The organism is Paraglaciecola sp. L1A13 (assembly GCF_009796745.1).
Lineage (GTDB): Bacteria > Pseudomonadota > Gammaproteobacteria > Enterobacterales > Alteromonadaceae > Paraglaciecola.
In genome coordinates, this window is sequence record NZ_CP047024.1 from 2,418,978 (window position 1) to 2,444,151 (window position 25,174).

Annotated in this window: 19 protein-coding genes; 14 read left to right on the forward strand and 5 right to left on the reverse strand. The window is 41.8% G+C overall.

The window, feature by feature from the left end:
• The first annotated feature begins 50 nt into the window (after positions 1-50).
• From GQR89_RS09970 to GQR89_RS09985, 4 genes are all read left to right on the forward strand, one after another.
• The gene (locus GQR89_RS09970) at positions 51-824 is read left to right on the forward strand and encodes a rhomboid family intramembrane serine protease (RefSeq protein ID WP_158769905.1); all 774 of its coding nucleotides are present in this window, start codon (positions 51-53) and stop codon (positions 822-824) included.
• Positions 825-1,065: 241 nt separating this feature from the next.
• Positions 1,066-1,515: a thioesterase family protein gene (locus GQR89_RS09975; RefSeq protein ID WP_158769906.1), complete on the forward strand. Its 450-nt coding sequence runs from the start codon at positions 1,066-1,068 to the stop codon at positions 1,513-1,515.
• 502 nt (positions 1,516-2,017) lie between these two features.
• Positions 2,018-3,526 (forward strand): MFS transporter, encoded by a 1,509-nt coding sequence (locus tag GQR89_RS09980; protein WP_158769907.1) that lies wholly within the window; start codon positions 2,018-2,020, stop codon positions 3,524-3,526.
• A 21-nt stretch (positions 3,527-3,547) separates the two neighbouring features.
• Entirely contained in the window at positions 3,548-5,278 is a 1,731-nt protein-coding gene (locus tag GQR89_RS09985; RefSeq protein ID WP_370461062.1) for an alpha-amylase family glycosyl hydrolase, read from the forward strand.
• An 18-nt stretch (positions 5,279-5,296) separates the two neighbouring features.
• Here GQR89_RS09985 and GQR89_RS09990 read toward each other — a convergent pair whose 3' ends face one another.
• On the reverse strand, positions 5,297-6,316 hold the full coding sequence (locus GQR89_RS09990) for a LacI family DNA-binding transcriptional regulator (RefSeq protein WP_158769908.1): 1,020 nt from the start codon (positions 6,314-6,316) through the stop codon (positions 5,297-5,299).
• Between the two features lie 283 nt (positions 6,317-6,599).
• Between GQR89_RS09990 and glnS the strand changes: the two genes are divergently transcribed.
• Positions 6,600-8,276, forward strand: a complete 1,677-nt coding sequence (gene glnS, locus GQR89_RS09995) for a glutamine--tRNA ligase (RefSeq protein WP_158769909.1) — start codon at positions 6,600-6,602, stop codon at positions 8,274-8,276.
• 101 nt (positions 8,277-8,377) lie between these two features.
• Here glnS and GQR89_RS10000 read toward each other — a convergent pair whose 3' ends face one another.
• Positions 8,378-9,121, reverse strand: a complete 744-nt coding sequence (locus GQR89_RS10000; protein ID WP_158769910.1) for a YciK family oxidoreductase — start codon at positions 9,119-9,121, stop codon at positions 8,378-8,380.
• A 257-nt stretch (positions 9,122-9,378) separates the two neighbouring features.
• Here GQR89_RS10000 and GQR89_RS10005 point away from each other — a divergent pair, with 257 nt between their 5' ends.
• From GQR89_RS10005 to GQR89_RS10030, 6 genes are all read left to right on the forward strand, one after another.
• Positions 9,379-11,982, forward strand: a complete 2,604-nt coding sequence (locus GQR89_RS10005) for a VolA/Pla-1 family phospholipase (RefSeq protein ID WP_158769911.1) — start codon at positions 9,379-9,381, stop codon at positions 11,980-11,982.
• A gap of 99 nt (positions 11,983-12,081) precedes the next feature.
• Positions 12,082-13,116, forward strand: coding sequence for a protease SohB (sohB, locus tag GQR89_RS10010; RefSeq protein ID WP_158769912.1), 1,035 nt, complete (start codon positions 12,082-12,084; stop codon positions 13,114-13,116).
• Positions 13,117-13,480: 364 nt separating this feature from the next.
• Complete coding sequence (locus GQR89_RS10015; protein ID WP_158769913.1) at positions 13,481-16,090, forward strand: TonB-dependent siderophore receptor; 2,610 nt, start codon at positions 13,481-13,483, stop codon at positions 16,088-16,090.
• A gap of 225 nt (positions 16,091-16,315) precedes the next feature.
• Positions 16,316-17,752 (forward strand): deoxyribodipyrimidine photo-lyase, encoded by a 1,437-nt coding sequence (locus tag GQR89_RS10020; protein ID WP_158769914.1) that lies wholly within the window; start codon positions 16,316-16,318, stop codon positions 17,750-17,752.
• 141 nt (positions 17,753-17,893) lie between these two features.
• Positions 17,894-18,658: a Nif3-like dinuclear metal center hexameric protein gene (locus tag GQR89_RS10025; RefSeq protein WP_158769915.1), complete on the forward strand. Its 765-nt coding sequence runs from the start codon at positions 17,894-17,896 to the stop codon at positions 18,656-18,658.
• A gap of 43 nt (positions 18,659-18,701) precedes the next feature.
• Entirely contained in the window at positions 18,702-19,460 is a 759-nt protein-coding gene (locus GQR89_RS10030) for a methyltransferase domain-containing protein (RefSeq protein ID WP_158769916.1), read from the forward strand.
• Positions 19,461-19,469: 9 nt separating this feature from the next.
• Here GQR89_RS10030 and GQR89_RS10035 read toward each other — a convergent pair whose 3' ends face one another.
• A complete protein-coding gene (locus tag GQR89_RS10035; protein WP_199271404.1) occupies positions 19,470-19,964 on the reverse strand; it encodes a glutathione peroxidase in 495 nt (164 codons plus the stop codon).
• A gap of 68 nt (positions 19,965-20,032) precedes the next feature.
• On the opposite strand from GQR89_RS10035, the gene GQR89_RS10040 reads away from it, so the two are divergent.
• The gene (locus GQR89_RS10040) at positions 20,033-20,905 is read left to right on the forward strand and encodes an NAD(P)-dependent oxidoreductase (protein ID WP_158769917.1); all 873 of its coding nucleotides are present in this window, start codon (positions 20,033-20,035) and stop codon (positions 20,903-20,905) included.
• 27 nt (positions 20,906-20,932) lie between these two features.
• Complete coding sequence (locus tag GQR89_RS10045) at positions 20,933-21,193, forward strand: hypothetical protein (protein WP_158769918.1); 261 nt, start codon at positions 20,933-20,935, stop codon at positions 21,191-21,193.
• Positions 21,194-21,262: 69 nt separating this feature from the next.
• On the opposite strand, the gene GQR89_RS10050 is transcribed toward GQR89_RS10045, so the two are convergent.
• Positions 21,263-22,921 (reverse strand): DUF342 domain-containing protein, encoded by a 1,659-nt coding sequence (locus tag GQR89_RS10050; RefSeq protein ID WP_158769919.1) that lies wholly within the window; start codon positions 22,919-22,921, stop codon positions 21,263-21,265.
• Positions 22,922-23,070: 149 nt separating this feature from the next.
• Positions 23,071-24,501, reverse strand: coding sequence for an exodeoxyribonuclease I (gene sbcB, locus GQR89_RS10055; RefSeq protein WP_158769920.1), 1,431 nt, complete (start codon positions 24,499-24,501; stop codon positions 23,071-23,073).
• Positions 24,502-24,733: 232 nt separating this feature from the next.
• Between sbcB and GQR89_RS10060 the strand changes: the two genes are divergently transcribed.
• Complete coding sequence (locus GQR89_RS10060) at positions 24,734-25,153, forward strand: CBS domain-containing protein (RefSeq protein WP_158769921.1); 420 nt, start codon at positions 24,734-24,736, stop codon at positions 25,151-25,153.
• Positions 25,154-25,174 lie beyond the last annotated feature (21 nt).

Consider the following 25,174-nt stretch of genomic DNA (forward strand, 5'->3'; position numbering starts at 1 on the left):
TAATTTGCCTTAAGGCTTTTAATCCTAGTTTTGTACCACACATTATATAAATGAACTTTTCAAAACGCTTATCCAACAGTATTTTAGCCAGTAGCGCATTCGTGGTGTTGCTATGGTGTATCAAATCCGCTGAGATTTTGTTCTCACTGGATTTACATATGTTTGCTGTATACCCTCAAAAGCTAAATGGTGCGCTGGGAATTGTCACGGCACCGCTGATTCATGGCTCGCTTGAACATATTTTCAGTAATAGTCTGCCATTGTTAGTGCTGTTAACCGCGCTCCTATATGGTTATCCGCGCTCGCGAGTGCGTGTACTCTTAAGCGTATGGTTATTGTCAGGCCTTGGCGTGTGGATTTTTGCTAGGGACGCATACCATTTAGGCGCCAGTGGGATCAGCCACGGGATCTTCTTCTATTTATTGGTGGTGGGAATATTACGCAGAGATAAGTCCTCAGTGGCTATTATGATGATTGCGTTTTTTATGTATGGAGGAATGACAATGAGTATTTTCCCCCGAGAGCCCGGTATTTCTTTTGAGTATCATTTATTTGGCGGTATAAGTGGGGCTCTGGTCGCATTATTTTGGTATCGGCTAGACCCTAAACAGCTAGATAAGCCCTATCCGTGGGAGCAAGACTTAAGTGAAATAGACGATCCTATTATTGGCGATGAGTGGCGTGATACAGGTGGTGATACAGCATTAAATGAACAGACTAATCCTAATTTTCAAGCAGCGCCTGTTCGGGATTCTAGTCAAGTAAATGACCAATTAGTTGACGATTCAGATAATCATGATTCCAACGATAAACCTTATCCATAGCAATCAAAGATGTTTTATATACATTGTGAAATTAAGACAAGTATAGAGAGTGTCTAACGTCAGAATTTAGTTATGCGTAACCAAAATTTCTTTTCATATTAACCTCAACTATTTATATACCCAACCGATTGGTCATTCATATATAAGGGTTACTGTTTGTTTTAACTCAACTTTTCCCTAGGCTTTTTAGGGACAATCCAGTAGTATGCTGTTTAATGTTAATTATTTGTAATGATTTGATATGCTGGATTTTAATTACTTTTTTAGAGTGCGTTATGGTGAGTGTGACGCACAAAGTGTGGTCTTCAACGCGCGTTATGGCGACTATGTGGATATCACCATGACGGAATATTTCAGAGCCTTTTATGGCGGTTTCGATATGTTGATAAAACAAGGTGTCGACACGCAAGTCGTAAATTTAAATATCAATTGGAAATCATCTGCTCGCTTTGATGATATTGTGCGTGCAAGTGTAACAGTTCAAAAGGTCGGTAATACTTCCTTCACATGCCAGGTATTGTTATTCCATCATGCGACTGACAGGCTAATTGTCAGTGCCGACATAACTTATGTATGCGTGGACGCTGAAACGTTCAGTAAAGTGTCGATTCCCGATTCGTTGAAAGACGCATTTTCTACGCCAGCTCACGCTGTGTTGATTAATCATGCTGGCGTGACGCTTGTTGATTAAACGCGTAACTCATAGTTAATTACCACGAGTAGTGCAATATTGAATTTGGCATAATACTACATTGATATTATGCCACTCGTGACACACATCTTATGTAACCAACTGGTCTACCGCGTTAATCTTCGATTAGCAGTACTCGTACGTCCTAGCAAAAAAAATCTGGTTTAAAATCATTCTGTAATATCGCGTTAAACGTTGATCACTCGCCGCTAGGTTTATTCATAATCTAGTGAATATACCGATATTTACCCCGCGCATCTCAACCTTAATAACCGTGAACAGGGCTGAATACGTATGCAAAAACTTGTTTCCATATTGTTACAAAGGATAGTCTTACAACTACGGCGACTAACTATTTATTAACATAGATCGCCCTGACCAATAAGACTAATCCTGCGTGTATATCAATCACGCTTTTTTTAGCTAACGGAACGTTATTGTGCGAGCACGTAAACGCCTGTAATTTGCCTTCTAATAATAAGTATTTTAAAGAGACACATACATGCAGCAAACAAAACCACAGTTAAGCTTTTGGCAAATTTGGAATATGTGCTTTGGCTTTCTCGGCATTCAATTTGGTTTTGCTTTGCAGAATTCCAACGTAAGCCGGATATTTGAATCCCTTGGCGCCGATTACAGCAATTTAGCTGTTTTATGGGTCGCCGCGCCTATTACTGGTTTAATCATCCAGCCTATTATTGGTTATCTAAGTGATAATACTTGGAACCGATTGGGGCGTAGGCGTCCTTATTTCCTATGGGGTGCCATTGCGGCGAGTGGCGCTTTGTTTATTATGCCAAATTCTCCAACCTTGTGGTTTGCTGCTGGTATGCTTTGGATAATGGATGCGTCTATTAATGTTTCCATGGAACCATTTCGAGCATTTGTAGGAGATATGCTTCCACCTAAACAGCGTGCTACTGGCTATGCAATGCAAACCTTCTTTATTGGCGTAGGGGCGGTAGTCGCTTCTGCGTTGCCTTGGATGATGACGAATTGGTTTGATATATCGAATATTGCCGAACCTGGCGTAGTGCCCGATTCAGTAAAGTTTTCGTTCTATGCGGGTGGCAGTATATTCTTCGTCGCTGTGCTGTGGACAGTGGTGTCAACCAAAGAATATTCACCTGAAAAGTTAGCAGCGTTTGAAGCCGCACAGGCCCAAATCAGTGCGTATAATCCCCCTATTGTTTCTGCCAGAAGTGCAAAGCAGTATTTAATGGGAGGCAGCGCCTTTACCGTGATTGGTTTGATACTGTTGGCTATCATCTTTATTAACATCGAAGCATTAGATAAAAACTTATATATTCTGGCTGGGGGGCTAATAGCGTTTGGTTTATGCCAATTTATTGGCAGTTATATGGTCCATAAAAGCCATACTAAAAATGGATTTGCCCAAGTGCTCGGCGATCTGTTTGCTATGCCCCAAGCGATGCGTCAACTAGCAGTGGTTCAGTTTTTCTCATGGTTTCCACTATTTGCTATGTGGATTTATACCAACTCTGGGGTAACGTCACATCATTATGGTACTAGAGACACAAGTACTTTAGCCTATAACGAAGGTGCAGATTGGGTGTCAATATTGATGGCGACGTACAATGGTGTATCTATCATCGCCGCCATCGTTATTCCATTTGTGGTACGAAAACTCAACTTACAATATGCCCATATGATTAACTTGACCTTAGGCGGAATTGGATTTATCTCATTCTGGTTTGTTCGCGATCCTGCTTGGTTGGTATTATCTATGGTAGGCGTGGGTTTCGCTTGGGCGTCTATTTTATCCGTGCCTTATGCCATATTAGCGAATGTGCTACCGAGTAACAAAATGGGGGTCTACATGGGTATATTCAATTTTTTTATCGTTATTCCCCAGATACTCGCAGCCAGTATCTTAGGTTTTCTGATAAGCAAAGTATTTGATAACCAACCTATATTTGCTTTAGTCATAGGTGGTTGCAGTATGTTGATTGCAGGTGTTATGACTCTGCGTGTTAAAATTCCACAATAGCCGGATGGGACCAAACGATTTATGAAGATGTATTCAACTGAGTATTTTACTGCTAATCATATTTGCACAGGTGTAACTGGATTAGCGTTCGCAATCGTCCTTGCTGGGTGCGGTACCACACACAACAACATGGCTAAGCCCACACATATACAAGAGACCGCGCAATTTTACGGAACTAACAATCCATTTGTAAAAGAAGCGGTTTATTTCGTGATGACTGACCGCTTTGTCGATGGCGACGAAAGTAATAATTATCCAGAGCAAGGTGGGAGTCTTCCTAGCTTCGACTTACCGCTTTATGGACAAAATGGCGCAAAGGCTAATGTCGGTTACTTAGGCGGAGACTTAAAAGGCGTATTAAACAACGCACAGTACATTAGTGATATGGGCTTTACTGCGGTCTGGCTAACGCCAATAGTGGACAACCCAGATCAACAATTTTCTGGTGGTGAATCGATTGGCTATGGTGGTGCGTTTAAAGACGGTGGTAAAACGGGGTATCACGGTTACTGGGCTGCAAATTTTTACAAAATTGATGAGCACTATCCATCCGCTGCTCTGAGCTATAAAAACTATACTGATGAAATGCGCCAGCAATATGGATTGAAAACAGTATTTGATGTAGTCGCAAATCATGGTTCTCCCTCATTTACGATGCCAATGAAGCAGCCAAAATTTGGTCAGCTTTACGACCAAAATGGACAATTAGTTGCTGATCACCAGAACCTGCCTCCAGAGCAACTTGACCCCTACAATCCCTTACATCGTTTCTATCACAACACACCTGACATCATGCAATTGTCTAATTTGAATGAAGATAATGAGGCTCTTCGAAATTATCTAATTAATTCTTATTTATATTGGATAGAGCAGGGAGCTGATGCTTTTCGTATCGACACGATTAAACACGTCCCTCATCACTTTTGGCAAGAGATGGCTGCACGAGTGCGTGCCGTTCATCCAGACTTTTTTATGTTTGCCGAAAGTTATGATTACAACGCCAATTTCATTGCCCAACATACACTGACTAAAAATGGAGGGATAAGCGTTTTAGATTTCCCCGGTCAAAAGGCCATCACCAGTGTATTTCAATCCCCTGATAGTGATTACAGCCAGTTGTTATCGTACTTGCACTTAACACATGGGCCTTACGCCAATCCTTACGAATTAACCACTTTTTACGATAACCATGATATGCCACGAATGGACGCAACGGATAACGGTTTTATTGACGCCAACAATTGGCTTTTTACCAGTCGCGGAATTCCTGTTGTTTACCAAGGGTCAGAAATGGGGTTTATGCGCGGTAAAGCTGAGCACCAGGGTAACCGCAACTACTTGGGGCAAGAGAATATTGATAGGGCGAAAACCCATCCAATACACTCACAACTATCCGCAATTGCTAACGTTAGAAAATCGCTGCCTGCGCTGCAAAATGGATTACAGGTAAACCTTGAATTTTCGGGTGAACATGCGGCATTTTTCCGCGTAATACAACGTGATGATATGGCGCAAACTGCATTGGTTTTACTTAATAAAGGTGATGACGCATATCGTTTTAAGATAACTAAATATTTGCAAAGTGGTCTATGGTCAGAAGTCCGCTTTAAGGAAGAAAGCCAAGATCTGAAAGAAGGTAGTGCTTTAATTAGCATTGTTGATGGCCACAGCGTTAAGGTCTGGGTACATGAAGGTCAAGTAACAGACCCCTTAATGCTAAAAGAATTAACACGATTGATGAAATTTAAATAGTATAAAAAAGTGGAGCCGCTAGGCTCCGCTTGATTGTCGTACAACTAGATCAACTGGCATAAGATAATGTTCTACTTTCTCACCGGCTATTAGTTTAAGTAAACTATCGACCAATATCTCACCGGCTAAAATTGTATCTTGCTTTACTGTGGTCAATGCTGGATTGGCGAAGCTAGCCACTGGCACATTATCAAAACCAACAACGGCAATCTGTTCAGGGATAGCGATATTATTAGCGCGAAGTGCACCTAGTACACCGATGGCGATTAGATCGCTAGCACACACGATTGCATCAATATGTGGGTGGTTTTTTAATAACGTCAATGTGGCTTCATAGCCAGAATCTTCGGTTGAAATAGCATCTTGCTGCACCGCTTTTTGTTCCACATTAGCGAGCTTAAGTGCTTTTTGGTGGCCGTTATAGCGCGCGAAGAATTCCGGAGAGCGGATGTCAGCACCTCCAATAAAGGCGAATCTACGTCGACCTAAGCCTAATAAATGTTGGGTAATGTCGTAGCCTCCTTGAAAATTATCGCAACCAATAGATACGCCTGGATGCTCATCATCTAGCGCACCCCATCTAACAAAATGGGTATGCTGCGCCTCTAACTGACTTAGTTTGGTGCAGTATTCGGTATAATCACCGTAACCAAGTAATATAATACCGTCCGCTTTATTGGAATCTTCGTAGTCAGCATGCCAGTCGTCACTTAAGTTTTGAAAAGAGATCAGTAAATCGTAACCCGCCTTAGCAGACGCACGGGTAATGCTACCCAGCATAGATAAAAAAAACGGATTAATAAGAGAGTTGTCGGACGTAGGATCTTCAAATAATAACAGCGCTAAGGTCTTACTATGCTGACGCCTAAGATTGCTGGCATTTTTATCAACCTTGTAATTTCGCTCCCGCGCAATTGCTTGTACTTTTTCGCGGGTTTCCTTGTTAACCAACGGACTATTTCGAAGTGCCCGTGACACCGTAGACTGCGATACACCTGCTTGATGGGCTATATCGAACGATGTAGCTTTTTCTTTCATTACCTCTGACCTTATTCGACGACACAAGAACGATATACCAAATGTAAATAAGAGTTATACACTAGCAAGCCACTGAAATCCGCAACTAAATTTAATCAAGTTTGTAGCAATAGCTATATCATCCTCAAACTTAAGTAATTGATTTTGCGTATTTATAATCTGTACTATTATGACGCCGAAGATATATTTCATTGGTGTTTCAGGTAATAAAAGGACTTTGCCAAGGAAGAATACTGGTATAATATCCGCTGTTTTCAAAGTGCTAGCGTAGGGGTAATTATTAATGGCCGAGACCGAGAGTCGTCCGACCAATTTCATTCGTCAAATCATCGATAAAGATCTGCAATCTGGTTTACATAAGCAGGTTCATACACGGTTTCCGCCGGAGCCAAATGGTTATCTGCATATAGGCCATGCCAAGTCTATTTGTTTGAACTTTGGTATCGCCGAGGATTATCAAGGCCAGTGTAACTTGCGCTTTGATGATACCAATCCTGACAAGGAAGATATTGATTACGTTAATGCCATTAAAAAAGACGTAAAATGGCTTGGTTTTAATTGGCAGGGCGAAGCCCGTTATTCATCCAATTATTTCGATCAATTACATGCTTTTGCTATTGAGTTGATTGAGAAAGGCTTAGCTTACGTTGATTTTTCAAATCAAGAGCAAGTACGCGAAATGCGTGGCACTCTCACGCGCCCTGGTTCTAACAGTCCTTATCGTGATACCTCTATCGAGGAAAATATCAGTCAGTTTAGTAAGATGAGAAACGGTGAGTACAAAGAAGGCGAATGTTTGCTGCGCGCTAAAATTGATATGGCGTCACCATTTATGTGTATGCGCGATCCCGCGTTATATCGGGTGAAATTTGCTCACCATCATCAAACTGGTGACAAGTGGTGTATTTATCCCATGTACGATTTTACTCATTGTATTTCAGATGCCATTGAGGGAATAACCCATTCTTTATGTACATTGGAATTCCAAGACAATCGTCGCCTGTACGATTGGGTACTGGAAAACATCACAATTGATGTTGTGCCTCGTCAATACGAATTCTCTAGACTTAACCTTGAATACACTGTTTTAAGTAAACGTAAGCTTATTCAGCTAGTTGAAGAAGAATATGTTAATGGTTGGGACGACCCTCGTATGCCCACTATTGCAGGTCTTCGTCGTCGAGGTTTCACTGCCGCTTCAATTCGTGAGTTTTGTAAACGTATCGGCGTAACCAAAATGGATAATATGGTTGAAATGGGGATGCTTGAAGCTCCCTTACGTGATGAATTGAACGAAAATGCGCCTCGCGCAATGGCAGTATTAGAGCCTGTTAAAATTATTATTGAGAATTATCCCCAAGATAACTCTGAGACGCTAGTCGCGCCAAATCACCCAAATCGTCCAGAAATGGGCAGCCGAGAGGTGCCTTTTTCTCGAGAGATTTATATCGAAGCTGAAGATTTTCGTGAAGAAGCCAACAAGAAATTTAAGCGTTTAGTGTTGGGCAAGGAAGTTCGCTTACGCAATGCCTATGTGATCAAAGCATTACGGGTAGAAAAAGACGAGCAAGGTAATGTCACAACGATTTACTGTGAGTACGACGCAGATACATTGGGTAAAGACCCAGCTGATGGTCGTAAAGTGAAAGGGGTTATCCATTGGGTTTCTGCCGCACACGCTGTTGCTGCAGAAATTCGTTTATATGACAGCCTTTTCTCCGTCGCCAACCCAGTGGCGGAAGAAGATTTTTCTGCATGTATCAACGCGAACTCGCTGACCATCAAACAAGGTTGGGTTGAACCTAGTCTAACGTCTGTTGAGTTAGTTCCAGATGAAATTCATGCTTATCAGTTTGAGCGCACGGGGTATTTCTGTTTCGATAAAGACAGCACCTCAGAAAAGTTGGTGTTTAATCGCACGGTTGGTCTGCGCGATACTTGGGCTAAAATTGGCGATTAAGTGATAAATATTTAGCTGCAATATTTTATCGTTTCAAAAAAAGCCCCGATCATATTGTATATGCTCGGGGCTTTTTCATTTCATTCAATGTTTATGTGTTTCTATTTAGGTTGTGCGTGAAATGTCTTAGCTGTTTCATGCTTACTGTGATCGCTCATTAAGTAAATATAAAGTGGCATAATATCGGCGGGGGTCTTTAATTTATTAGGATCTTCAGCTGGAAAAGCTTGGGCTCGCATATTTGTGCGAGTGCCACCAGGGTTAATACAATTCGCTCTAATTGAGGTATTTGCGTTTTCATCAGCAATCACTTCCATCATGCCTTGGGTTGCAAATTTTGAAATGGCATAACTTCCCCAATAAGCACGGCCCTTTAAACCCACGCTCGAGGTTGTGAATATTATCGATGCACTAAGTGATTTTTTCAGCACAGGTATCAAAGCTTGTGTCATAAAGAACTGACTATTCACATTGACTTGCATTACCTTGTTCCAATCATCTTCGCTTATCTGTTCGAATGGCTCTAGATGGCCCAAAACGCTCGCGTTGTGTAGCACACCATCAAGGCTTGGGAATTGATCTTCAATGGTACTCGCCATGTCGCGATAATGTTGAGGCGTAGCCCCCATAAGATCCAACGGGACAATGGCAGGCTCTTTTCCACCTTGAGCCAAAATCATGTCGTATACCGCTTCTAGTTTACTCACCGTCTTACCGAGTAATATAACGGTCGCGCCATATTTAGCAAATTGCAGAGCCGCTTCTTTACCAATGCCATCGCCAGCACCAGTAACTAATATTGTTTTTGCCGCCAATAGGCCAGATGTTGGTTGAAAATCAAACATATATTATTTATTTAAGTAAATTTTGCTGATTTTATCATTTAGATGTGAAAATATCCTACCAAATAGTCTCGGAAGACTGGATTATTTTAAGTTACATGTTATTAACAATCCTTTGCAAATCAATATCAAACTACATAAGATTAATCATCAATAGACTGGTCTAACGTGTTAATTATATTGACAACAAAAATGCATAGACAAAATTGATTTCGACAACATGCTTGGCCATTCAAATAATAAAGAGGTAGGGAAATACAATGAATAAACTTTTGCTTAGTGTGAGCATTGCTGCTGTTTTAGGGCTGACAGGCTGCAATGGAGACTCCGTAGCAGATATAGAGACAAACACACCCGTTGAAAAACCGTTTGCAAGGGTTGTATTTGACCCCGCTAATAGTGATTTGAATTTGCCAAATGATTTACTTATGCTGCCAAATGGTAATTTTTTTGACTTTACTTTAAATACTGAAGGTGACGAAACATTCGATGGTGCAAACCCTGAGCATGCATTGAGTGCGTTAGATGGTTGGTCAACACAAAACCCATTCGCAGTTAGGGTTACATTACCTACTGACCTTGATATTGACGCGAATAGTGTAAACGGTTCGTCGATAAAATTATTCAAAGCGACTCAAGCTTTAGAGGGGACGTCGGCAACATGCCAAGCGATAGCAACAGCATCACCGGCACCTGGCGTTCCATGCGAGTTGGGCGAAGAGTTAGTTTACGGTGTAGATTTTGTTACCTCTTATACCGCTGAATCAGGTTCAGTCGGGATTATTCCTCTTAAACCATTAGATGCTGGCCAAGGCTATATGTTGGTTGTTACCGACGCACTGCTTGATACCGACGGCAAGAGCGTTAAGGGTTCAAGCTCATGGGAACTTGCCCGCCAGGATATCAACACCTTACCGCTTTCAACTGACGAGCAATTGCAGCTACAAGGCTTAGTCAATAGTTTGGTTAATATCGTAATCCCCGCTGGCATTGAGCGCGATGCGATCTCTTATGCGGCTTATTTTTCTACTGTATCTACCGGCACCGTAATGGATTCCGTTAAGCAATTACAGATCGCAGGTTACGCGCAAGCATTTGCGGCAACGATGGCCGCGACTGGCGGTGACTTAGCCACTTCATCTGCTGTCGCTCGCGGGTATTTACCGCAATTAAATGTGTCAACCGACGATATTTCCAATGCGTTTGAAGCCCTAGGCTCTCAACTAGGCGATACATATACCACGTTGCAGGCAGAGGGCTTAGGTACATGTGTTGAGTTATTCACTGCGGTTTCTGCCGCCGGTACTAATGCGAGCGCTGATTTGACGAGTGCCATGACGTTTGCTGGACCGCTATGTGCTGCCAAGCGCTTAGTCGGCGAAGTGAAATTACCTTATTACTCAAGTACAACCAATCCTTTAGGTGACTGGTGGCGTGCAGCTTGTACAAGTGGGGCTACTTTACAGCTTATGGGTGAAGAAACGGTAGGTGCATTAGTGCAAGCCGGAGCACTTGGAGCAAATGATGATTTCTGTCAATTAGCGTCAGATGGTCTTTTGCGAGATTTAGATTTATCTTCACAAGGAATAGACGACCCTCGTAATTTAACAAAGTTTAATCCGTTACCTGTTGCCCAAGGGACTAACTCCGATGATGATACGACCGGATACAACGAAGCGGGTACAGAAACATTAAGCGTACAATTTACCGTGCCTGATGAAACTGTTTTAGCAATGTTATCAGAGGCAACCGGTGTTGATTTACCTACCAAACCTCAGGACGGGTGGCCTGTGGTGATTGTTCAACATGGTATCACCGGCTCAAAGGAAAATGCGTTAACCATTTCTGCGGCGCTTTCACTTGCAGGGCTCGCCTCTGTTGCGATTGATCATCCATTACATGGTTCTCGTGGATTTACTTTAGAAGACGGCACTGTTGTTAATGCATCCTCTCATTCAGCTACTGATTATATGAACTTAGCGGGTTTATTGTCGGCACGTGATAATTTACGTCAAAGTGCTACAGACACCCTTGGTTTACGTTTGGCACTTAACGCAATTAACGATGCGTCAGGTATAGTTGATTTAGATACCTCTAAAGTGCATTTCATTGCCCAGAGTTTAGGATCAATTTCAGGTACCAACACAGTTGCTAATGCGAATACGCCATTTGAAGGAGATTTCGCGCCCTTTAGCGATATGTTTACCATTAATACCGCAGTGTTAAACGTGCCATCTGGTGGCGTCGCCAATTTCTTATTTGAATCTGCTGATTTTGGACCTTTGATTAAAGGCTCATTGTTAGCGGCATCTTCCACTGATTTCGCGGCATTTTTAACGCAATATGCTACGGCTAATTCACTCGAATTAGAAGCGGCTATCCGTCCTGCGTATACTGCATTTTACGCCGCTATTGATGACGAACAGCGTGCTGAAATTAATGCTACCTTTAGCCAGTTTATTTTTGCTGCCCAAGCAATATTGGATGCCGGCGATCCTATTAACTATGCACAGCGTTTAGGTTCAAATACACCGACTTTAATGCAGCTAATGGTAGGTGGTGGAATAAATGATGATGGCGAGATTGCACTGACTGATCAGGTTAATCCTGTTGTTACGTCGTTGCCATTATCGGGTGGTATTGCCCTTTCTCAGGTAATGGGCTTAACGCAAGTATCATCAACTATTGAAAGTGATACGCCGCAGAATGCAGTAGTTCAATTCTCAACGGGTGAGCACCAATCTTTATTCCGTCCTACGCCGAGTTTAGCTGCAACAACTGAGTTGCAAAACGAAGCGGTTCAATACTTTTTAACGGACGGTAAGAGTGTTGTTATTGCAAATGAAGACGTTGTCGCTAACTAAAGCGCTACAATAAACGTTAAAAGCTAGGCTGTGCCTAGCTTTTTTTTTAGTAATTAGTCCCAATATCGCTTAGATAGTTAAAGCTTAGGAGCATGTAGTTTGGAATTTTTGTATGAATACGGGCTATTTATAGCCAAAGCAGTAACCATCGTTGTTGCCATATTACTGGTTGTTGGCGGGGTGGTAGGACTCATCAGCAAGCAAAAACACCCTAAAGGCAATCTTGAGATAGATTCTATTTCAGATCGTTTAGATGATATTAAAGACAGTGTTAATCATTTAATTTGCACCAAAGAAGAACTCAAGAAGAAAAATAAAGAACAAAAGAAGGCCGATAAGGCTGCTAAAAAAGAGGCAAAAAATAAAACTGATGAAGATGCCAAGGGCAATCTGTATGTTATTGACTTTGATGGTTCCATGGATGCTCATGAGGTAGAAAACCTGCGTGAGGAGGTCACCGCTATCATTTGTATCGCTGGGCCAAAGGATGAAGTGCTTGTACGACTAGAAAGTGGTGGCGGCGTAGTGCATGGTTACGGACTCGCTGCATCACAATTACAGCGTTTGAAAGATAAAAGCATTCCACTTACTGTCTCTGTCGATAAAGTGGCAGCAAGCGGTGGGTATATGATGGCCTGCGTTGCTGACAAAGTGCTTGCTGCTAAATTTGCCATTATAGGGTCAATTGGTGTTATCGCTCAAATCCCAAACTTTAATAAATTATTAAAGAAAAATGATATTGAATTTGAACAACATACGGCAGGGCAGTTTAAGCGTACATTGACGATGTTTGGTGAAAACAATGATGAAGGGCGAGAGAAATTCAAAAGTGAACTCGAAGACGTTCATCAAATGTTTAAGGGTTTTGTACAAGAACATCGACCTTCATTAGCAATAGATACGGTGGCAACCGGTGAATATTGGTATGGCACTAAAGCACTCGAAATGGGATTGGTCGATCATATCCAGACGTCTGATGATTTTTTACTCGCAACTAACAGCAACAAAAAAATATATTCGGTAAAATATGCCGTTAAAAAGAACCTCGCTGAGCGATTCGGCATTTCAGTTAGCAAGGGGGTTACCAATACACTTATGCGCTTGTGGAGCAAAACCCAAATTATTGCTAAATAAACAATTAGACCAAAGATTAATTTCTTACAAAAAATGCCGACATTTAGTCGGTATTTTTTTTACCGGAAGACAATACTGGTTAAATTTAACGCCCTAAAAATATCGTAAAATTTACATTAACAGCATAAAAATAACATTTTAATAAACTTTTCGGTGAATTATTCTGTTAGTGGCCTTGTGAGCCATTTGACCAAGCAATGTGTTTGTAAGTTCAACTCTTTATCGTTATAAATAATATGCAATTCAATACTAACCGGACAGTTTTTACTGAATTCTTAACCGCGTAATATCAACCAGCACCCGCTGACAAAAAACTAATAAAAAGCGGATATACGCGAAAAAACATAATAAAGTTGGATAATAAATGAACACGTCAATAAACAAATTAACTAAAAGTATTCGCTATGTTATCGCTACCTCCGCTGCCGTTGCAGTGACAGCGATAACCCCTGTATATGCTCAACAAGTGAAAGACGACAGCGCAGATGTGGAAAAAATCGCTGTGGTAGGAAGCCGCTCAGCTCCTCGCTCAGTTGCAGACTCTCCTGTTCCAATTGATATTATTGGGGGAGATGAATTAGGCAAATCTGCATCAAGTGATATGTTAGATATGTTAGTTAGCTCAGTTCCTTCTTTTACCGCCCGTGCACAACCCATCTCTGATGCAGCTACGCTTATACGTCCTGTTAACTTACGTGGATTGTCTTCGGACAGTACGCTAGTGTTGGTTAACGGAAAACGTCGCCATCGTGCATCCGTTATTGCCTTCCAAGGTGGGGGCATTAATGATGGTGCTCAAGGGCCAGATATTTCGGTTATTCCTAGTTCAGCATTAAAGCAAGTTGAAGTATTACGAGACGGTGCAGCAGCCCAATACGGCTCTGATGCTATCGCCGGTGTTATGAACTTTGTATTAAAAGACGATGCAGATGGTGGTTCATTGTCCGTTAAACGAGGTGAGTATTTTGAGGGCGACGGTGCTACCACCACAGTCGAAGGGAACGTAGGCTTACCGTTTACCAAAGATGGATACGCTAATTTAAGTTTTCAACTTAAAAATGCAGATGCTACCAGTCGAAGTGCACAACGTCCTGATGCGGCTAACCTTATCACTCAAGGCAATACCGCTGTTGGCAACCCTGCACAAATTTGGGGTAATCCAGAGATAAATGACGACATCAGTTTATTTGGTAATGTGGGTTTGGATCTCGGCGATGATAAAAAATTCTATATGTTTGGTAACTATTCTGAACGCGATATAATCGGAGGGTTTTATTATCGAAACCCTCATAACCGCGGACAAGTTTATTCGAACGATGACGGTGAAACTTTGTTGGTAGGGGATGTTGGTGAAGCTGCTGGCGGTGAGAGAACTTGCGCGTCAGTCCCAATTCCAAAAATAGCACAATCCGATGGAACGTTTATAGATGGCAATGTTTTGGCGTCAACTGCGTACTTGGACATGGTAGCGGATCCAAACTGTTTCTCAATGAACCAAATCTTCCCTGGTGGTTATACACCAGCATTTGGCGGTAATATAACGGATACGTCATTAGTGATGGGCGTTGAAGGCGAATTGAAAAGTGGATTTTTATCTGGTGCTCATTTTGACTTGAGCGGCTCTGTGGGTCGTAGCGAATCGTCTTTCAATTTGAGTAACACGTTAAACCCATCACTTGGGTTAGAGACTCCTACTGAATTTGACACTGGAAAATATATTCAACTGGAGAAAATGTTCAATTTAGATTTGTCTAAGCAAATTGACGTGGACTCTATCGACTCATTAAACGTTGCGGGCGGACTTGAATGGCGAGAAGAGTCATTTGAAATCGTTGCGGGTGAAGAGTCTTCATGGAAAGCAGGGGACTACGCTTCTCAAGGTTTTAATATTGGTTCTCACGGCTTTAAAGGCTTCGGTCCTGAAGCTCAAGGAACAAACACCCGCCGCAGTATCGGTGCATATGTAGATGTTGAAGCCTACCTAACTGAAGACTTTTTGGTTGGTGCTGCGTTGCGTTATGAAGATTTCACCACCTTTGGAGACACCACTAATTACAAGTTAACCCTACAATACTCAGTTACTGACGAGCTTTCACTACGTGCTTCTACTAGCACTGGTTTTAGGGCCCCAACGGTTGGTCAAGCGAATGTTGTCAACACTCAAACATCAATAGTGGGTGGCGATCTTATACAGAGTTTCTTGGCTCCGCCTACAGATACTTTATCAGCATTCTACGGCGGTAAAGAGTTGAGCCCAGAAGACTCACAAAGTTATGCTTTTGGTGTGGTTTATCAGGCAGGTGATTTCTTTATGAGCGCTGATTTATACAGTATTACTGTTGAAGATCGTATTGCGCAGTCCAGTAAGATTGATGTACTGGCTGAAGATTATGAAGAGTTAAGAAATTTGGGTGTGCAAAATCCTGAGCTTATTTCAGCAGTAACCTACTTTGCCAACGACTTCGATACTAAAACACAAGGTTTAGATTTAGTTGCAAACTATTCACACTCAATATTTGATTCAGGAGACACAAAATTCTCCTTAGCCTATAACTGGAATGAAACTGAAGTAGAAAAATTTAATCCACTTACGACTAGCGATGGCAAAGTACGTTTGTTAGAAGATGGGATCCCTCATCACAGAGCGACCTTCACTGTATCGCAAATCTGGGACATGGTGAGTGCATTTGTGCGTATGAATTACTTCGGCGAATACTTTGCGGTGCACGCTGATGACGCTGCAGAAGGCGGTTGGAACCAGACTGCAGGTAGCAGTGCTACCTTTGATGCTGAGATGAGTTATTTTGTTACTGATCAAATCACCTTATCGGTTGGCGCAAGTAACTTATTCGACCGTGAAGCAGAAGAGCTACCAGCGAGTTCATATGCAGCGGTAGGAGGTCAATATTATGAAAGTGGTCCCTATGATTACAATGGTGGTTTTTACTATGTTAAAGCCAAGTACAACTTTTAACTTTTAACTTTTAAAGGAAAGGCCTTGTCAAATGACAAGGCTTTTTTTTGCATCTATTTTGTCTCATGGTTGTTTATACCTTGTGGCACATTTTCCTCACCTTTGTTATGGGCGCTAGTATACCCATTAACGTTTTGAACCAGTATTTACATATAAATGAGTGATCGTCTTTGGCTCATCTATCGTATACGAATTGTTAATTTATCTTAGTATTAAGGAACTAGCGTGACAGCATTGGTATGGTTAAGAAGCGATCTTCGCAGTAAGTGGCATAGTCCAATCGATTATGGCATCGCTAATCACGATAAAGTTATCGCTGTCTACTGCATCCCCCAAGCTCAATGGACAAAATACAACCTGGCTCAAGTTAAAATCGATTTGATTTATCAACGATTGGCGTTTTTAAAAGAAGATTTAAAGCAGCGTAATATTACCCTCCGCGTGTTGCATACTGACAGTTATGATGGCGTTACCAGTGAATTGGTCCAATTGTGTGAGCAAGAAAATGTTAGCCATATTTATTGCAATGCTGAATATGAATGGGACGAGCGCCAAAGAGATAAAGCCGTAAAACAAGCGTGTAATGAAAAAGAGATTACATTGGCGATGTTCCATGACACATGTTTGGTCAAGCCAAGTGAAATTATGAATCTGCAAAACACCCCTTATAAGGTGTTCACTCCATATTTTAAACGCTGGTTAGAAAAGGTGACGCAACAGTTACCTGGTGTTCCTGAAATAACCAAGGCGCAAGACAGTGGCTTTATCAGCAGTGACGAGCATTTTCGCACGTTTAATGAGTCTCCACAGACTGACAACAATGCACATCTGTGGCCATCAACCGATCAAGACATTATTAAAAAAATGAACGTGTTCATTAATGAGTTTGCGCCAGATTATCCAACTAATCGTGATATCCCTAGTGTCGATGGTACCAGTAAAGTTTCACCTTACTTATCAATTGGTGCCCTGAGCCCGGTTCAATGCTTATTTCATGTATTACAGAGTTACGGTGAAGAGGCGTTGACACCTGATCATGGGGCATATACCTGGCTCAAGGAAGTGGCATGGCGAGACTTTTACCGCTACGTGATGTATCACTTTCCTCATGTCAGTCGTGGTTTACCATTTCAAAAGCATTATCAGCATTTCAAGTGGGAAACCAATCAAGATCACTTTACGGCATGGAAAGAGGGGAAAACGGGCTATCCAATCGTTGATGCGGCAATGATAGCGCTAAAAGAAACAGGTTGGATGCACAACCGTTTACGAATGATTGTTGCCAGTTTTTATTGTAAACATTTATTGTTGCCTTGGCAGTGGGCTGAAGATTATTTTATGAGTCAGCTAATTGATGGGGATTACGCATCTAACAATGGTGGATGGCAATGGAGCGCATCTGTTGGTACTGATGCTGCTCCTTATTTCCGTATTTTCAATCCCACAACACAAAGCCAACGATTCGACCCCCAAGGATTCTTTATCAAAACTTGGTTGCCTGAATTGTCGAAGCTCACCCCAAAGCAAATACATGAACCCAGCAAGTACTGTGATGTTCAGCGCTTAGGGTATTGTTTACCCATCGTAGAACATAAAGCGTCAGTGACGCGCACAAAGGCGCAATTTAAAGGTTTTCTGGCCGCGTTTAACCAGGCAAAATAATTTCCAATACAGTGGGCTATTGGTCGTAACCTAAAACTGTTACTCAGATAAAATTACCTTATAATAAAGCGGGTTTTTAAGGGTAAGTATCATGCTTACCGACGCTAATTTAGCAAGAGTGTAGTTTAGGATACGAATAAAATGAGTATGAATAATTTTCGATTATTGACATATCTCGATGACTTACTGCTACCACAACAAGTCAACGATTTTTGCCCCAATGGCTTACAGATTGAAGGTAAAGGAGATGTCGCTAAAATAGTCTGCGCTGTTACAGCCTCCCAAGCATTAATTGATCAGGCAATTGAGCTAAAAGCGGATGCCATCTTCGTTCATCATGGTTTTTTTTGGAAAGGTGAGACAGCCAACATCTGTGGCATGAAAAAAAATAGAATTGCAGCGCTGTTAAAATATAATATTAATCTTTTCGCCTACCATTTGCCTTTAGATATTCACCCTTCGTTGGGTAATAATGCCCAGCTTGGAAAGTTATTGGGAGCTTCACAAGTTGAGCCTTTGAGGGTTAATTCAGGGCCACAAGGGATTGTTATGCAGGGTAAGTTTGAACCTGCGCTTACTCCCACTGCACTCGCCGATAAACTCAATACGTTATTAGGCCGCGTACCCCTACATGAAAATGTAAATAGTTTACCAATCAATACAGTCGCTTGGTGCACAGGGGGCGGCCAAGGTTACATTGAAGCTGCTGCGCAGCAGGGTATAGATGCCTTTATTACCGGTGAGGTATCAGAGCAAACGATCCATATCGCCCGTGAGATGGGTATACATTTCTACAGTGCAGGCCATCATGCGACTGAGCGTTATGGGGCTAAAGCCATCGCTGAATATTTGTCAGCGCATACATCCCTTAATGCCGAATTTATTGATATACCCAACCCAGCCTAATATAAATTGAAAGGGTGCCAGCACCGACTGATGAGTACATTACATGCACAGTGATAAATGCGATCAAAATTTTGATGCCATCGCGAATAAGTTCGAAAAAAATATTTATGGCACTAGCAAAGGGCGTTTACGTCATGAGTTGTTAAAGTACCATCTTCACAAAGACGTAGATTTCAGTCAGTTAAACTCTGCACTTGATGCAGGCGGTGGCACCGGGGAAATGTCTCGCGTTCTGCTGGATAACGGGCTAACGGTTACCTTGAGTGATATTTCGCAAGAAACATTGGATATGGCAAAGGTGAAATGTCAAAACGCCAGTCAGTTAACGCTTCTTCACAGCGATATCTTAGGGTTACCGGATACTCAATACGATTTGGTCGTTTGTCATGCTGTACTGGAGTGGTTAAACGATCCCTTTATCAATATTCGCAAGTTGATTGCTATGACGAAAGTGGGCGGATATTTCTCGCTGTCCTTTTTTAATAAAGATGCGCAAACGCTTGGTAATTTATTGTATGGGAATTTCGATTACGTTAAACAAGGTATGAAGGTCAAAAATCAAGTAAGGCTTAGTCCGAACAAGCCTTTAGAGCCGCGAGTGGTTCTCGAATTTTTGCGCGATCAAAATGTCACAATCACTAATATGGCAGGGATCCGCTGCTTTCATGACTATTTAAAAGATCCCCAGATGCAACAGACTCATTACGAACAACTTAAAGAGTCAGAAATTACCTTTGGTGATAAGGAGCCATTTCTTTGGCTAGGCAAGTACTTTCATATTTTAATGCGCAGAGAAAGCTAAGCTACCTGATTAATTTGCTAATAACTCAGCGATATCCTGCTCAATTTGAGACGGTTTAGTTTTTGGGGCATAACGTTTAAACACGTTACCTTGACTGTCGACTAAAAACTTTGTGAAGTTCCATTTTATGCGGGTTGAGCCGAATAGACCTGGTGCATGCTTTTTAAGATATATAAACAAAGGGTGTGCATTAATCCCGTTAACTTCAACCTTCGCGAAAAGCGGAAACGTTATGTCAAATTTTGTACTACAAAATTGCGCGATGTTCTCATCATCGCCTGGTTCTTGATGACCGAATTGATCACAAGGGAAGGCGAGCACTTCAAACCCTTGGGAATGAAACTTCTCCTGAAGCGCCTGTAAGCCAGCGTATTGAGGTGTAAAGCCACAATTACTGGCCGTGTTAACGACTAGCAATACCTTGCCGTGATAGATATCAAGAGAAAGACCATGGCCATTATTATGCTTTGCAGCGAATTGATAAATGTTATTCAACGGTTTCATTCCGGTTTGCTGGTAGATGTAATATAGTGGCATTTTTATGCAAACTATCAAGGGTTTAAATCAACACTATGGCAATAAAAGTAGCGTTTATCGGACTTGGTGTAATGGGATTTCCTATGGCCGGTCACCTTGCGAAGGCGGGTTACGATGTTACCGTATTCAACCGCACGCAATCTAAAGCTCAGGCTTGGTTAAAGGCTTATTCGGGCCAGTCTGAACTGACGCCCAGTTTGGCTGCCCAAAGCGCTGACGTTATATTTATCTGTGTGGGTAATGATGATGATTTACGAGCCGTGGTATGTGGTGAACATGGCATATTGGCTTCTGCCAAAAAAGGTTGCGTAATTGTTGATCACACGACGGCCTCGGCTGATGTGGCCCGAGAATTGGCTAAATTGTGCGATACTAAAGGGATAGACTTTCTCGATGCACCTGTATCAGGTGGGCAAGCTGGTGCCGAGAATGGTCAGCTAACCATTATGTTAGGTGGGGAAAAGACAAGTTTTGAACGTATCAGTTCTATTATCGAAGTATACGCACGATTTAGTCGTTTACTGGGTCCGGTGGGTAGCGGCCAATTAGCGAAAATGATGAATCAAATCTGTATAGCCGGTGTTGTCCAAGGCTTAGCGGAAGCATTACATTTCGGTCAACATGCTGGTATGGACTGCCAAGCGGTGATAGACGTTATTTCCAAAGGCGCTGCACAGTCATGGCAGATGGAAAATCGCGCAAAAACAATGATTGATGGAAAATATGAATTTGGATTTGCCGTGGATTGGATGCGTAAAGACCTGAATATAGCGCTCAATGAAGCGCGTAAGAACGGCAGCACACTAGCATTAACGGCGTTAGTCGATCAATTTTATGCAGACGTGCAGCGTCAGGGTGGAAATCGCTTCGACACATCCAGCTTACTCGCTCGTTTACATAAATCATAAATTTGCTTTATGCATAAAGGTAATCACATGAAACAGACGTTAATTTTTATTGTATTCAGCACAGTCTTCCTGTCGGCATGTTCCACTCCCTATGGTTATCATCGCCCCGCACCAGATACATGTGACGGTGCGCCAGGTTGTGCGGTATCTGCTGTTGTTAGCGGGGTGCTAAATACTAAGCCGTCAAAAGACGCAAAGTGTTCGGATATGACTGGGGAGCGAAGAGCGGCCTGTGACGCTCAGGTCCGTGCCCTAAAAGCTTCGATTGAAAATGCAAAACGACAGTAATATATAAATAACGGCGCTTATGCGCCGTTATTTATAAAGTTTAGTTTGGCACTCAATTGCTATTTTTAATTAAGTGGTAACGGACTCACATTGCCATTGATGGCCCTGAAAACTAACTTTTGCTTTTGAATACTCTCGCTCTGCTCGCCAAGTTCTGTTATTCAATTTAACTACCACACCTGGGTAAATTCGCTTATTTGCTACCAGCATTATATTTTGTTGATATTCGTCTTTGTTAGCAGTTAGTTCGACAGCCTTTTGCTCTAACCACTGCATAAGCTGAGATTCATTATCGAACAATTCTTGGGCAGCGTTAACTTTGTCGCGTAAATCATCTGGAATAAATTTACTATTAATAATTTTCATTCGATCAGCATGACGGCTGCAGTTCTGCCTTATCTGCCTAACCAACTCATCTAACGAATCTTTGCGAGCGAGCAGACTATTGAATCCTTCACTGAAATCTAATGTTAGATTACTACCAGACACCGCGCCAAACGTACCTGCCTGAACACGGTTTTGACTAAATATACTGCAAGCGAATAGATTACCGTTAGGCTTATCGATAGGACCGACAAACATCTCCTTCTTGCACACAATTTTGCTAAACGCTAACTGACGGCCTATGGTGACGCCTCCGTCGCATTTTATATCTAGACCTTGCCCATGTTGGATATGAATACTGCCTTTGGCGCGTAAAATGGTGCTGTATTCGGTACCTGCATCATTGACCTTTCCCATTGCACCTTCAGTAATAATAATATCGCCGCCCGCATGGATAGTTGCGGATTCAACAAAACCATTTACGGTGACATCTCCTGTGGCAATAATCTCCATTTTCTCTGTGACATCGCCGTTAACTAATACTGCACCATCATAATTGACATTACCTGAGCCTACGTTGACACCTTTACAGATATAGGTGTCATCGACCCACATTTTCTCATCTTTAAATTTTGGCATACCAGAAATTTCGGCAAGAAGTAAATTATCGTCGTTGGCACTAATGACAGTCCCGTCACCTGGGCGAAGCGTTTGCCATTCGCCAGCTTTAGGTGTTATCACTTCGCCTGTGACTGTATAGCCAGGACGTCCGTTAGAGGGCGGCAAGCGCCGAAGCAATTCAGTACCAGCTTTAACGCAGATAATGTCACCTAAATTGCGCATATCAACACGGCCATGATGAGATGTTTGGGGACGTAGAATACGATCTAAAGCATTTTGTACTAAGGGCTGTAATTTTGATGAACGGCCGTTTTTAGCCGGTAATCCTTTGGCAATAGTGGCAGAAACAATTTCACCAGGCTTAGCTACTAAATATGTTTCATGCAGCGCGTAAACACGTTTACGACTGAGTCCCCGCTGCACTTTATTATTTTCGGCGAGATTGACTAAGTCTTCAATGGTTAACTGTGATGCGCCGTAGCCTTTAGTAATCGATAGGGTCGCACTGAGCAGGCCTTCTTCAATTTTACATTTAACATCGTTATCTCGCCGTTCGCCAACCTGTTCAATTAGCGTATCGTTAGATTCATTTTTAATTGCCTTTTGTAAATTCGCTAATAGCTTAAGAACGGCTTCATCGTTAATATAAAAATCACCAAACTCGCTATTTTTGATAGCGTTTAGCAAACTCTTTACATCTAGATTACCTTGCAACTCTTCAGGCTTAATCTGTACATTCAAATGTGTATCAGATTCATCAACCTGTAAGATTATTCCTTCCATTCAAACCACCTAACGTCTTTAAAAATAAAACTACTACAATGGAACAGCCTAGCGCCGCACCACGTTAAAATACGGGGTTAACTGATTTATTATCGGTCAAAATCAAAATAGCATGACTTAATTTCAATGTACCTTGCCAATCTTTTAAATTAAAGCTGTTCTGCATATTTATATAATGCCTTGAGTATGGTTAATTTGTCTTCATTTGATTGATACTGTTGTGACAACAATTCAAGGGACTGAATATAATCGTTCATTGTGATACTGGCTGGCGAACTATCGTCCATCAAACGGAATGTGCGATGATTTTTCCAGCGCTGAAGTTCCTGTTCATTCAATGTATTTGGGAAGTTACGTGCCTTATAAAAGAACAATAAGGTGGTAAGCCTTGGATCTTCAAAAGGCAATTTCAGGTCAGACAGGTGCTCTGGGCTGCTTACTAACACTTGGTTCATTAATGCGCGATCAGCAGGGCTAAAAAATCCGCCGGTATATAAAGCATGATCTGCTTCGAGGTCTTTACTTGAGCGGCCCTCATTATGAACTTCTATTAGCTTTTCAACAATCTCAGGATGTTGTTTCAGTAATTGTAAGTTTCTTAAACAAGCGGGGCGATCGATACCTAGCCGCTGAGCATTTTCTTCACTTAGTGATTTGGCTGGCGCCAATACGGGGCTCTTATTCACATGAATGAGCTTAATCGGTAAACGTTGCTCTCCTTCGTCGAGCTTACTACTTGGCGTATAAAGCTTGCTGATGATTTCCTCTACAGACAGCAACAGCAGGGGCTGAATATCGAGGTCTAAATTTACGACTATATAGGCATTTTTATTAGTCGGATGCTGCGCGATCGGCGCAATCCACGTACAACACCCCTGGATGGCAGGCAACTTTGATGATATGTGCACCAAAGGCGTATGATTATTGGTATCAAGAAGCGCAATAACATTCTTTTTTAGTCTTAAATTAAAGATATAGTCATATAGTTTGGGTTGTGCCTTTTTGACTAACTTCGCCATGCCTATCGTAGCGTGAACGTCGGACATCGCATCGTGAGCGGCACTGTGCTCTATATTATTTGCCTTACTTAAGTCTTCCAATTTAAAACTTGGACTGCCATCTTCTTTTAGTGGCCATTCAATACCATCAGGACGCAACGCATAGCAGGCTCTGACTAAATCTATAATATCCCAACGGCTGTTACCGTTTTGCCATTCACGCGCATAGGGGTCATAAAAATTACGGTACAACGTGTAGCGTGTAACTTCATCATCAAACCGAATGTTATTGTAGCCAGCAACACATGTTTCGGCTTGGCTAAACTCTTGATGTATCTTAGCGATAAATTCGGGCTCTATCATGCCTGCTCGTAAACTTTGTTGCGGCGTAATTCCTGTGATCAAACAAGCCTGTGGATTAGGTAAGTAATCATTTGGGATCTGATTGAAAATCATCAGAGGCTTAGAAATGATGTTTAAATCAAGATCTGTACGAATACCAGCGAATTGACAAGCCGGATCTTTTTGGGGGTTGACACCCCAAGTTTCATAATCGTGCCAATAAATAGAGGGTGAAGACACAGTGTTCCTTAACGTTTATATTCTCAATGGATCTCAACAGAAATATGCCGCAAACTCAAATTAATCCCAATATTTCCCACTTAACATGCTTGTCTAGTTAAATATGCGGTACATATAGAGTGAACATACTAAAGTTGTACACGCTAAAGCTATTAAATCTCTAAGTTTGTGCTTAACTTACAGTGTAGTAAAAATTTTGTTGAGCAAGTGGTAGCTTACCTTTGGAGTATTTATGCAATCATTACGAGTTAGCGATTATATGAATTGCCGCCCAGTGACCTTTTCTATTGAAATGTCTGTAGCTGAAGCCGTTGAGCGTCTATTACAGAGTGGCCAAACAGGGGGGCCTGTGGTTGATGATCATAATAGAGTTGTTGGATTTTTATCCGAGCAGGACTGTTTAGTGCGCATGATCGAATCGAGTTATTATCGTGAGCAGGTTTGTAGAGTAAAAGACATTATGCAGACAGAGGTGATATCCATTCGATCTTATGTATCGGTTATCGAGCAAGCTCAAAAAATGCTTGTGGCCAAGCCTAAGGTGTATCCGATAGTTGATGATGATGGATATCTTATGGGTACGATTAACCGTTCTCAACTATTGAATGCCATTGATATGCAACTCCGAGATGGTTATCGAATAGCTGGTTAGGTCTTTTTTAACGATTTACCC

Coding starts and splice junctions, on each gene's coding strand:
- GQR89_RS09970 (WP_158769905.1), top strand. CDS start 51: ATGAACTTTTCAAAACGCTTATCCAACAGTATTTTAGCCAGTAGCGCA.
- GQR89_RS09975 (WP_158769906.1), top strand. CDS start 1,066: ATGCTGGATTTTAATTACTTTTTTAGAGTGCGTTATGGTGAGTGTGAC.
- GQR89_RS09980 (WP_158769907.1), top strand. CDS start 2,018: ATGCAGCAAACAAAACCACAGTTAAGCTTTTGGCAAATTTGGAATATG.
- GQR89_RS09985 (WP_370461062.1), top strand. CDS start 3,548: ATGAAGATGTATTCAACTGAGTATTTTACTGCTAATCATATTTGCACA.
- GQR89_RS09990 (WP_158769908.1), bottom strand. CDS start 6,316: ATGAAAGAAAAAGCTACATCGTTCGATATAGCCCATCAAGCAGGTGTA.
- glnS (WP_158769909.1), top strand. CDS start 6,600: ATGGCCGAGACCGAGAGTCGTCCGACCAATTTCATTCGTCAAATCATC.
- GQR89_RS10000 (WP_158769910.1), bottom strand. CDS start 9,121: ATGTTTGATTTTCAACCAACATCTGGCCTATTGGCGGCAAAAACAATA.
- GQR89_RS10005 (WP_158769911.1), top strand. CDS start 9,379: ATGAATAAACTTTTGCTTAGTGTGAGCATTGCTGCTGTTTTAGGGCTG.
- GQR89_RS10015 (WP_158769913.1), top strand. CDS start 13,481: ATGAACACGTCAATAAACAAATTAACTAAAAGTATTCGCTATGTTATC.
- GQR89_RS10025 (WP_158769915.1), top strand. CDS start 17,894: ATGAGTATGAATAATTTTCGATTATTGACATATCTCGATGACTTACTG.
- GQR89_RS10030 (WP_158769916.1), top strand. CDS start 18,702: ATGCACAGTGATAAATGCGATCAAAATTTTGATGCCATCGCGAATAAG.
- GQR89_RS10035 (WP_199271404.1), bottom strand. CDS start 19,964: ATGAAACCGTTGAATAACATTTATCAATTCGCTGCAAAGCATAATAAT.
- GQR89_RS10040 (WP_158769917.1), top strand. CDS start 20,033: ATGGCAATAAAAGTAGCGTTTATCGGACTTGGTGTAATGGGATTTCCT.
- GQR89_RS10045 (WP_158769918.1), top strand. CDS start 20,933: ATGAAACAGACGTTAATTTTTATTGTATTCAGCACAGTCTTCCTGTCG.
- GQR89_RS10050 (WP_158769919.1), bottom strand. CDS start 22,921: ATGGAAGGAATAATCTTACAGGTTGATGAATCTGATACACATTTGAAT.
- GQR89_RS10060 (WP_158769921.1), top strand. CDS start 24,734: ATGCAATCATTACGAGTTAGCGATTATATGAATTGCCGCCCAGTGACC.